The 12,570-nt window shown below is 40.0% G+C and carries 3 protein-coding genes and 1 pseudogene; all 4 read right to left on the bottom strand.

Translation table 11 applies throughout. The annotated features are described in order from the left end of the window. Positions 1-229: 229 nt before the first annotated feature. Positions 230-1,267, bottom strand: a pseudogene (locus BWD162_RS00750) (YadA-like family protein); the annotation flags it as partial. A gap of 11 nt (positions 1,268-1,278) precedes the next feature. Next, positions 1,279-1,779: a hypothetical protein gene (locus BWD162_RS07840; RefSeq protein ID WP_236824121.1), complete on the bottom strand. Its 501-nt coding sequence runs from the start codon at positions 1,777-1,779 to the stop codon at positions 1,279-1,281. A gap of 14 nt (positions 1,780-1,793) precedes the next feature. Next, positions 1,794-2,396 carry a hypothetical protein gene (locus BWD162_RS00745; RefSeq protein ID WP_153300978.1) on the bottom strand — a complete coding sequence of 201 codons (603 nt, stop codon included), beginning with the start codon at positions 2,394-2,396 and terminating at the stop codon, positions 1,794-1,796. A 317-nt stretch (positions 2,397-2,713) separates the two neighbouring features. Next, positions 2,714-11,755 carry a YadA-like family protein gene (locus tag BWD162_RS00740; protein ID WP_153300977.1) on the bottom strand — a complete coding sequence of 3,014 codons (9,042 nt, stop codon included), beginning with the start codon at positions 11,753-11,755 and terminating at the stop codon, positions 2,714-2,716. Positions 11,756-12,570: the final 815 nt, after the last annotated feature.

Genomic DNA, 12,570 nt, shown 5'->3' with positions numbered 1-12,570 from the left:
TGTTGTTATTAATGTGGTCTCAAAAATTAGCAAAGTACATATTGATTAGTAAATAGAAGAAATAAAGGGATATAGTTCTACGTATTAAAATGAATCTTAATAAAGATTGAGATGTGTTTTATTTTCCAGTAAAGATAGGTAGTATATATTCGTAGTGGATTTAATTATTAATTAATATTGTCTCAATAAACCTGTGGATAACTTTTTTCTTTCATGGAGTTTGGTTAATTTATTTAGAAAATTTTAATATTAAGCTTACTCCTGCACCTACACCCCAGTGACCTCCAGAAGTCGCTGCAGATAAACTAGAACGGGCCTTTCCATTTTCAGATGTATAACTAGCACCAAAAGAAGATGCTGATTGACTGCGCCATAAACCACTACCAAATGCAACACTTATTGCCCCAGGTATATCAGCGTAACGCAAATTAGACACAGCTAAACCAATAGCTGCTGCTTGTCTTGCTTCTTTTTGGACGTTTTTAATTTTGTAATTTAAGACATCAAATGTCGTATCAGTATAGGTGTTAGCTTGTGCAACAGCACCACCAACTATATTTTCTATTTTTTCATCGGTGTATTTGTTAGCATCGGCAAGAGTAAGTTTTGTCTGTTCTTGGACGTAATCATGCAACTGCCCACCGTTAATCGCTTGTTTTGAACCTTTTTCGATCCTACCATTTGCAACATTGTCAATGACCACAGGGTCACCTTCTTTAACACCGACTAACGTAATGCTATTAACTTTTGCGCCATGTTCATCTTTATCATAAATAACAGCCCCCTCAGTAAGAATGTCAACATCGTTAATTATACTATCAACTTTGTTTTCAAGACCGTCAACCTTTTCATTCGTCTGCCAAAGTTGATCACCTGTAATCGCATCAGAAGATCCCTGTTCAATAGCACCATTAGCCACATTAGTAATTTTACCTGCTTGACCACCATGGTTAGCATCATAGGCTCCTTGTTCACCACTCCAATTTAAACCATCAGAGTTCACTGAAGAATTCGCCTGATTTTCAACTTGCTGAATGTGATCATTGAGACCTGACAGACTACTATTAACAGCACCAAAAGCATCTGCTACAGTATGATAGTCCTGTCTGACATTCTTGCCATTCGTACCAAATTGGACTACACTAAATGTAGGATCTGTCCATTGACCACCCTCATATCCTGCTCCTCCTCCGAAATACCGTGCTATCGTTGTATTCATCTCATAAAGCTGAGAACCTGTTACTGCTTCTATCGAAGCTTGAGTAATTCTTCCTTCTGTTACATTTTCAATTTTTTTCCAGCATCAATCCCAACACCACTCAACGTTGGACCATTACTCTCCACCGTAATGCTAGTTACTTTAAGATTCGGTTTCAGATTAAATTTAACTCCCTGGTCCGTTTTAGTAATGCTAAGATTATCCTTGGAAATTAACTTAACACCGTTTTTATAATTAATTTTTGTAGCACCTCCACTATCAATAGAAAGTTTCCAAGTGCCACCTTGCTTCTCTGTCCATTCCTTTAACTCTTTTAGCTGCGCAATGCTCGCTGCATCAGTATCGTAATAACCAGCGGCCACCCCTGTAATTTGTCGCGTTATTCCTTCTTTTTCATTACCAAAAGAAACTGGATCGTAAGAACTTTTCCATGAAGCATCGGTCCTCCCCGTAGTCTTACCAGACAAGGGATCATAACCAAACAAAATCTGCTGTCCCACTCTAGCATAAGACATAGAGCTTCTCCCCAAAGCAACACCAGAACTGCTACCAGCATTCACATTAACCCCTGAACCTACACACACATTGAAAGCGTTACCTGGCGGGGCGTCACAACGACTAAGTTGTGACGCCCCCTCATCTCCTCGCCAATAACACGTGTACTAGCTGTATTGACAAACCTTGTATTAACAGACCAGTTGATAGGATTATTTTCTTCTAAAAACCAATCCCCTGCCACTCCATCAATTGAAGCATGTGTACTCGCACTTGCTAAAGCATTTACTGAAGCATCAGCCTCACAACTACTCTCAAAGAAATAACCACTAGAACCATCAGAAAGCTGATTTGCGGTCAGTTTCTTAGATTTCTCCTTCGCAGATACTTTCTTACCCGATCTTGATGAACTACGGCTCACAACCTGATCTACCCCACAAAAACGACTACCATTAGCCACCCCAACACGCCCATGACCAACGTTTGCAGAAACCACACCTGCACTTACACTTTGAACTGTCGCCCCCGTTGAAGAGAGATGAGAAGCAAAAACTGGAGAAACGCTCGATAAAAGAGCAGCCATTACCACCCCTAACGAAGCAGCTCTCACCAAAGACACCTCAGAAAGAAGCTTTTGAGAATTGAAGCTTTTATTTTTTAGAGTGATATGTACCTTTTTCATAACAAATCTTTCAAAAATAAAAAACATCAAAAAAAATGCATTTGAGCCATTTAAAAGTCACAATTGGGCGCTAGTTAATTTGATGGTAGGTTTTGTATTGTGAAAATAAACATAAAAATGAACCAGAGAGTGAAACTAATTTTATGTGCTAAAAACAAAAATGTAGTCTTTTAGCTTTTAAATTAGGTTCCTCACATTAAGAACAATTAGTAAGGAGAGTAATCATTTAAGATCTTATCCTTACAAAAGTAGTGGTTTTCATAATAAAAGCCTCCAAAAAAATGTTGAAGTGGGTGAGTTATTATAAGAAGGGTTTATTATTTTAACATTAAGCTTAAACTTATTCCTATACCCCACTGGCCGCCTGAAGTTGTGGTGGATAAATTGTAGCGGGCGCTTCCGTTTTCAGATGTGTAACCGGCACCAAAGGCAAGTGCAGATTGGCCACGCCATACACCACTACTCAATGCAATACTGAATTTGCCAGGTGTGTTGTTGTAACGTAAATTAGATACGGCTAAACTAACAGCTGCTGCTTGTCGTGCTTCTTTTTGGACGTTTTTGATTTCAGAACTCAAAGCATTAAATTTTATATCAGTATAAGTGTTGGCACGTGTAATGATATCAGGGGGTATATTTTCTATATTTTTTATATTTTTTATTTTTTCATCTGTATATTTGTTTGCGTCTGCAAGAACAAGATCCATTTGTTCTTTGGTGTAATCATGCAATTGACCACCATTGACTGCTTGTTTTGAACCTTTTTCGACTTTACCATCTGCAACATTGTCAATGGTTACAGGTGTGTCATCATCAGCACCTACTAAAGTGACGCTATTAGTTTTGTTGCCTTGTTTATCTTTGTCATAGGTGACAATTCCACCCATAAAAGTGTCAACCCTGTTTTCAACCTTACCAAATTTCTCATTCGTCTCCCAAAGCTGATCACCTGTGACTACATCAGTGGAACCCTTTTCAATAGTACCATTTGCTACATTAGTGATCTTACCAACTTGACCATTATGACTAGCATCATAGGCATTTTTCTCATTATCCCAATTTAAAATACCGAAAGCCTGATTTTCAACCTGTTGAATACGATCATTGAAACTAGACATACTATCATTAACAGCACCAAAGGCATCAGCTACATTATGATATGCTTTTTTTCTATTCTTACCATGCCTACCAAATTTCGTAATTGTAAACGTCGGATCTGTCCACTTTCCATCCTGATACCCAGCTCTTCCTCCAAAATACTGCACTATCGTAGTGTTCATCTCATAAAGCTGCTTACCTGAAACTGCATCTGTTGAAGTTTCCGAAACATCTCCCTCTGCCAAACCAGTAAGTTTGCGAACTTTCTCTTCATTATTCAAAATGGAGATCTCATCGCCCTCTACATTCTTACCAATCGTGATCAACTTCGACTCTTTTTCCTGCACTATAAGGCTATTACTTATCGTACTTGTTACATCCTCAACCTTACCTAAAAGAATCGTCAACGTTTCATCAACACCCTGAAAAGCTGCTTCAACACCTGTACGATCTTGATCCTGAATGGTATAAATAGGTGCCGTACCCTTCAGTATATCTGCACCACCTCCTAAATACTTATTAATATTCTTATCAAAGGTTGTAATATTTGTTTGAGCATTCTTAGCACTGCTAACCAACTTCTCAACACTCTGATCCAGCCCATAAAGTTGCTTACCTGAAACTGCATCTGTTGAATCGTTTGAGAGAACTCCATTTGCAACACCTGAAAGAACACGAGTTCCTCCCTTATTGTTAACAATAGAAATCTCATCGCCTTCTACATCTTTACCAATCGTAATCAGCTTCGATATGAGATCTTGTTCTACAAGCCGTTCATTCTCCATTCTAGATTCCAAGCCACTTGTTGCTTCACTAGCCTTTATAGAAAGATCCGTTAATTTCTCACCAACACCCTTAAAAGCTGCTTCAATACCTGTATGATCTTGATCCTGAATTTTATACTTCGGAGCTGTACCCTTCAGTACATCTGCTCCTCCTCCTAAAAATTCATTAAGATTCTTATCAAAGGTTATAATATTTGTTTGAGCACTCTTAGCACTGCTAGTCAACTTCTCAACACTCTGATCCAACTTATAAAGCTGCTTACCTGAAACTGCATCTGTTGAAGTTTCCGAAACATTTCCCTCTGCCAAACCAGCAAGTACACGAACTTTTTTTTCATTATTCAAAATAGAAATCTCATCGCCTTCTACATCTTTACCAATCGTGATCAACTTCGACTCTTTTTCTTGCACTACAAGCCGCTCATTCTCCACTCTAGCTTTCACACTATTTTCTGTACTTGCAGCCTTCACAGAAAGATCTTCAAGCGAACTACTCACACCCTCAAAAGCAATTCCAATATCATTATACCCATACTGTTGAATGGTATAAATGGGTGCTGTACTCTTCAGTACATCTGCACCACCTCCTAAATACCTATTAAGATTCTTATCAAAGGTTGTAATATTTGTTTGAGCACTCTTAGCACTGCTAGCCAACTTCTCAACACTCTGATCCAGCTTATAAAGCTGCTTACCTGAAACTGCATCTGTTGAAGTTTCCGAAACATCTCCCTCTGCCAAACCAGTAAGTTTGCGAACTTTCTCTTCATTATTCAAAATGGAGATCTCATCGCCCTCTACATTCTTACCAATCGTGATCAACTTCGACTCTTTTTCCTGCACTATAAGGCTATTACTTATCGTACTTGTTACATCCTCAACCTTACCTAAAAGAATCGTCAACGTTTCATCAACACCCTGAAAAGCTGCTTCAACACCTGTACGATCTTGATCCTGAATGGTATAAATAGGTGCCGTACCCTTCAGTATATCTGCACCACCTCCTAAATACTTATTAATATTCTTATCAAAGGTTGTAATATTTGTTTGAGCATTCTTAGCACTGCTAACCAACTTCTCAACACTCTGATCCAGCCCATAAAGTTGCTTACCTGAAACTGCATCTGTTGAATCGTTTGAGAGAACTCCATTTGCAACACCTGAAAGAACACGAGTTCCTCCCTTATTGTTAACAATAGAAATCTCATCGCCTTCTACATCTTTACCAATCGTAATCAGCTTCGATATGAGATCTTGTTCTACAAGCCGTTCATTCTCCATTCTAGATTCCAAGCCACTTGTTGCTTCACTAGCCTTTATAGAAAGATCCGTTAATTTCTCACCAACACCCTTAAAAGCTGCTTCAATACCTGTATGATCTTGATCCTGAATTTTATACTTCGGAGCTGTACCCTTCAGTACATCTGCTCCTCCTCCTAAAAATTCATTAAGATTCTTATCAAAGGTTATAATATTTGTTTGAGCACTCTTAGCACTGCTAGTCAACTTCTCAACACTCTGATCCAACTTATAAAGCTGCTTACCTGAAACTGCATCTGTTGAAGTTTCCGAAACATCTCCCTCTGCCAAACCAGTAAGTACACGAACTTTTTTTTCATTATTCAAAATAGAAATCTCATCGCCTTCTACATCTTTACCAATCGTGATCAACTTCGACTCTTTTTCTTGCACTACAAGCCGCTCATTCTCCACTCTAGCTTTCACACTATTTTCTGTACTTGCAGCCTTCACAGAAAGATCTTCAAGCGAACTACTCACACCCTCAAAAGCAATTCCAATATCATTATACCCATACTGTTGAATGGTATAAATGGGTGCTGTACTCTTCAGTACATCTGCACCACCTCCTAAATACCTATTAAGATTCTTATCAAAGGTTGTAATATTTGTTTGAGCACTCTTAGCACTGCTAGCCAACTTCTCAACACTCTGATCCAGCTTATAAAGCTGCTTACCTGAAACTGCATCTGTTGAAACTTCCGAAACATTTCCCTCTGCCAAACCAGCAAGTACACGAACTTTCTCTTCATTATTCAAAATGGAGATCTCATCGCCCTCTACATTCTTACCAATCGTGATCAACTTCGACTCTTTTTCCTGCACTATAAGGCTATTACTTATCGTACTTGTTACATCCTCAACCTTACCCAAAAGAACCGTCAACGTTTCATCAACACCCTGAAAAGCTGCTTCAATACCAATACGACTTTGACCCTGAATGGTATAAATAGGAGCTGTACTCTTCAGTATATCTGCTCCTCCTCCTAAATACTTATTAATATTCTTATCAAAGGTTGTAATATTTGTTTGAGCATTCTTAGCACTGCTAACCAACTTCTCAACACTCTGATCCAGCTTATAAAGCTGCTTACCTGAAACTCCATCTGTTGAAGTTTCCGAAACATCTCCCTCTGCCAAACCAGTAAGTACACGAACTTTCTCTTCATTATTCAAAATGGAGATCTCATCGCCCTCTACATTCTTACCAATCGTGATCAACTTCGACTCTTTTTCCTGCACTACAAGGCTATTACTTATCGCACTTGTTACATCCTTAACCTTACCCAAAAGAACCGTCAATGTTTCATCAACACCCTTAAAAGCTGCTTCAACACCTGTACGACCTTGGCCCTGAATTTCATACTTCGGAGCTGTACCCTTCAGTACATCTGCTCCTCCTCCTAAAAATTCATTAAAATTCTTATCAAAGTCTACAATATTTACCTGAACACCAGATACTGTCCCCGTCAATTGTGCAACGCTTTGCTTGACCCCGTGAAGCTGCTTACCTGAAACTGCATCTGTTGACCCTGCTGAAACAACCCCCTCTTCTAAGCCTGTAAGCTTGCGCAATCCTTTACTCTTGTTGGCAATGGAAATCTCTTTACCTTCTACTTTAGCACCAATCGTGATCAGGCCCAAATCTTCTTGCGCTACAAGGCTGTTCTTTTCCACCTCACCAATCTTACCAGAAAGCTGTGTTAATGTTTCATCAACTCCCTGAAAAGCTGCTTCAATACCAATACGACCTCGGTCCTGAATTTTATACGTCGGCTGTTTACTTTCCAGAACGCTTGCGCTACCACCTAAAGACTTCGTAATATTCTTGTCAAAGTCTACAATATTTACCTGAACACCAGATACTGTCTCAGTCAACTGTGCAACGCTTTGCTTGACCCCATGAAGCTGTTTACCTGAAACTGCATCTGTTGACTCTGCTGAAACATCCCCCTCTTCCAAACCAGTAAGTTTGCGAATTCCCTTCTTATTGTTAGCAATGGAGATCTCATCGCCCTCTACATTCTTACCAATCGTAATTACATTTGGCGATTCATCTTGTGCTACAAGGTTATTACTTATTGTGCCTGTTACATCCTCAACCTTACCCAAAAGAACCGTCAACGTTTCATCAACACCCTGAAAAGCTGCTTCAACACCTGTACGACTTTGACCCTGAATTTTATACTTCGGAGCTGTACCCTTCAGTACATCTGCTCCTCCTCCTAAAAACTCATTAAGATTCTTATCAAAGGTTGCAATATTTGTCTGAACACTCTTAGCACTGCTAGCCAACTTCTCAACACTCTGATCCAACTTATAAAGCTGCTTACCTGAAACTCCATCTGTTGAACCTGCTGAAACAACCCCCTCTTCTAAGCCTGTAAGCTTGCGCAATCCTTTACTCTTGTTGGCAATGGAAATCTCACCGCCCTCTACATCCTTACCAATCGTGATCAGGCCCAAATCTTCTTGCGCTACAAGACTGTTCTTCTCCACCTTGCCAATCTTCACAGAAAACTGTGTTAATGTTTCATCAACTCCCTGAAAAGCTGCTTCAACACCTGTACGACCTTGACCCTGAATTTTATATGTCGGCTGTTTACTTTCCAGCACGCTTGCGCCACCACCTAAAGACTTCGTAATATTCCTGTCAAAGTCTACAATATTTACCTGAACACCAGATACTGTCTCAGTCAACTTCTCAACGCTTTGCTTGACCCCGTGAAGCTGCTTACCTGAAACTGCATCTGTTGAAACTTCCGAAACAGCCCCCTCTTCTAAGCCTGTAAGTTTGCGCAATCCTTTACTCTTATTGGCAATGGAAATCTCTTTACCTTCTACTTTAGCACCAATGGTAATCTTATGCGTTTCTTTCTCTTGATGCACAATGAGACTACCTTCCACACCTTCAACCTTCTTAGAAAGACCTGTCAATGTTTCATCAACACCCTTAAAAGCTGCTTCAACACCTGTACGACCTTGGCCCTGAATTTCATACTTCGGAGCTGTACCCTTCAGTACATCTGCTCCTCCTCCTAAAGAAGCATTAAGATTCTTATCCAAGGCTAAAATATCTTTCTCAGCCTTCCCGACAGTGCCACTCAACTTCTCAACGCTTTGCTTGACCCCGTGAAGCTGTTTACCTGAAACTGCATCTGTTGACCCTGCTGAAACAGCCCCCTCTTCCAAGCCTGTAAGCTTGCGCAATCCTTTACTCTTGTCGGCAATGGAAATCTCTTTACCTTCTACTTTAGCACCAATCGTGATCAGGCCCAAATCTTCTTGCGCTACAAGGCTGTTCTTTTCCACCTCACCAATCTTACCAGAAAGCTGTGTTAATGTTTCATCAACTCCCTGAAAAGCTGCTTCAATACCAATACGACCTCGGTCCTGAATTTTATACGTCGGCTGTTTACTTTCCAGCACGCTTGCGCTACCACCTAAAGACTTCGTAATATTCTTGTCAAAGTCTACAATATTTACCTGAACACCAGATACTGTCTCAGTCAACTGTGCAACGCTTTGCTTGACCTCATGAAGCTGCTTACCTGTGACCGCATCTGTTGAAGTTTTCGAAACATCCCCCTCTTCCAAACCTGTAAGCTTGCGCAATCCTTTATTCTTGTTGGCAATGGAAATCTCACCGCCCTCTACATCCTTACCAATCGTGATTATATTCGACGATTTATCTTGCGTTACAAGACCATTACCTTCCACACCGCCAACCTGTTTAGAAAGTTCTGTTAGTTTCTCATCAACACCCTTAAAGGCAGCTTCAATACCTGTACGACTTTGACCCTGAATTTTATACTTCGGAGCTGTACCCTTCAGTACATCTGCTCCTCCTCCTAAAAACTCATTAAGATTCTTATCAAAGGTTGCAATATTTGTCTGAACACTCTTAGCACTGCTAGCCAACTTCTCAACACTCTGATCCAACTTATAAAGCTGCTTACCTGAAACTCCATCTGTTGAACCTGCTGAAACAACCCCCTCTTCTAAGCCTGTAAGCTTGCGCAATCCTTTACTCTTGTTGGCAATGGAAATCTCACCGCCCTCTACATCCTTACCAATCGTGATCAGGCCCAAATCTTCTTGTGCTACAAAGCTGTTCTTCTCCACCTCACTAATCTTACCAGAAAGCTGTGTTAATGTTTCATCAACACCCTGAAAAGCTGCCTCAACACCTGTACGACTTTGACCCTGAATTTTATACTTCGGAGCTGTACCTGAAAATACGTTTGCTCCTCCTCCTAAAGAAGCATTAAGATTCTTATCTAAAGTTGAAATATCCTCCTTAGCTTTATCAACAGTGCTACTCAACTTCTCAACGCTTTGCTTGACCCCGTGAAGCTGCTTACCTGAAACTGCATCTGTTGAAACTTCCGAAACAGCCCCCTCTTCTAAGCCTGTAAGTTTGCGCAATCCTTTACTCTTATTGGCAATGGAAATCTCTTTACCTTCTACTTTAGCACCAATGGTAATCTTATGCGTTTCTTTCTCTTGATGCACAATGAGACTGCCTTCCACACCGCCAACCTGTTTAGAAAGCTCTGACAACTTACTATCAACACCAGCAAAGGCAGAACCAACATCATGATGACCCTTGCTCTGAATCATAAACGTTGGCTCTGTCCATTTACCACCCTCATATGCAGCTTTTCCACCTAAATACTTCGCAATCGTGCTATTCGTCTCATAAAGCTGCCCACCAGTAATCGCTTCTTTCGAATCTTCTGAAAGCTCTCCATCAGCCAAACCGGTAAGTTTCCGCTGCTCTCTACTACTGTTGGCAATAGAGATCTCACCGCCCTCTGCTTTAGCACCAATGGTAATCGTATGCTTTTCTGGATCTTGCACCACAAGGTTTGTACTGCCTTCCACACCTTCAACCTTCTTAGAAAGCTCCGACAACTTACTATCAACACCGGCAAAGGCAGAACCAACATCATGATGATCCTTGCTCTGAATTTCATACGTTGGCTCTGTCCATTTACCACCCTCATACGCAGCTTTTCCACCTAAATACTTCGCAATCGTGCTATTCGTTTCATAAAGCTGCCCACCAGTAATCGCTTCTTGCGAATCTTCTGAAACAGCTCCAGCAGCCAAACCGGTAAGTTTCCGCTGCTCTCTACTACTGTTGGCAATAGAGATCTCACCGCCCTCTGCTTTGGCGCCAATGGTAATCTTATGCGTTTCTTTCTCTTGATGCACAATGAGACTGCCTTCCACACCGCCAACCTGTTCAGAAAGCTCTGATAACTTACTATCAACACCGGCAAAGGCAGAAGCAACATCATGATGATCCTTCTTCTGAATCGTAAACGTTGGCTCTGTCCATTCACCATCCTCATACGCAGCTTTTCCACCTAAATACTTCGTAATCGTAGTGTTCGTCCCATAAAGCTGCGAGCCATTGATTGCATCTGTCGATGCTGGTTTAACACTTCCACCTTTTACACCAAAAATAAAACGACCATGACCATCTTCATTCCAAATGTTAATAACCTCGCCCCTCGTTTTACCTCCAATCGCGATCTGCCCTTCGTTGAAGTAAATTAGATCCGGATCTCCTCGTATTCCATCTTGTGCTGGTAACGCTTTTAGCTGAGCAACATTCACTGCATCAGTATCTTTACCATCAGCAACACGTGTACTAGCTGTATTAACAGACCTCGTATTAACAGACCAGTTGATAGGATTATTTTCTTCTAAAAACCAATCCCCTGCCACTCCATCAATTGAAGCATGTGTACTCGCACTTGCTAAAGCATTTACTGAAGCATCAGCCTCACAACTACTCTCAAAGAAATAACCACTAGAACCATCAGAAAGCTGATTTGCGGTCAGTTTCTTAGATTTCTCCTTCGCAGATACTTTCTTACCCGATCTTGATGAACTACGGCTCACAACCTGATCTACCCCACAAAAACGACTACCATTAGCCACCCCAACACGCCCATGACCAACGTTTGCAGAAACCACACCTGCACTTACACTTTGAACTGTCGCCCCCGTTGAAGAGAGATGAGAAGCAAAAACTGGAGAAACGCTCGATAAAAGAGCAGCCATTACCACCCCTAACGAAGCAGCTCTCACCAAAGACACCTCAGAAAGAAGCTTTTGAGAATTGAAGCTTTTATTTTTTAGAGTGATATGTACCTTTTTCATAACAAATCTTTCAAAAATAAAAAACATCAAAAAAAATGCATTTGAGCCATTTAAAAGTCACAATTGGGCGCTAGTTAATTTGATGGTAGGTTTTGTATTGTGAAAATAAACATAAAAATGAACCAGAGAGTGAAACTAATTTTATGTGCTAAAAACAAAAATGTAGTCTTTTAGCTTTTAAATTAGGTTCCTCACATTAAGAACAATTAGTAAGGAGAGTAATCATTTAAGGTCTTATCCTTACAAAAGTAGTGGTTTTCATAATAAAAGCCTCCAAAAAAATGTTGAACAATATGTTGAGCGTCAAAAAAGTATATTCAATTGCCGTTAGCTTTCTAAACAAAGGGAAGTATGGGTTGAGCCTTTGAGAGAATAAAGTGGGTAAGTGAGTTTTTAATAGACGCTAGCGAAGAATTTTTATCTCTTTAATACGATTTGTTGGGGGTATTTAAGAGGTGTTTTATTTTTCGGATGCGCTATTTAGAACTGAAAATTTTGAGCTAAAGGTTTGTTTGTTATTTATAGTCTCCTTAATTAAAGCTATTAATCTGGGTAGTAGTTTTTGTTTTAAGTAAGTCAGCCTTATGTTAAAGGGTATATGCGGGCTAGTAAATAAAAAAAATTAAGGAGTTCTAAATTTCATTTCTTTAAGGTGAGTTTGCAGTAAAGATTGGAATGTGTTTTATATCAAGTAAATCTATGGTGTAAATCTTTGTGGTGTGATGTGATTTGTCAACGGTATTATTCTCGGATAAATCTGTGGATAATTTTTTTATAAAAAATTTCTTTAGTTAAATTATTTATCCAAAACATAT

The organism is Bartonella sp. WD16.2 (genome assembly GCF_002022505.1).
Classification (GTDB): Bacteria; Pseudomonadota; Alphaproteobacteria; order Rhizobiales; family Rhizobiaceae; genus Bartonella.
This window is presented reverse-complemented; position numbering and strand designations above follow the sequence as displayed.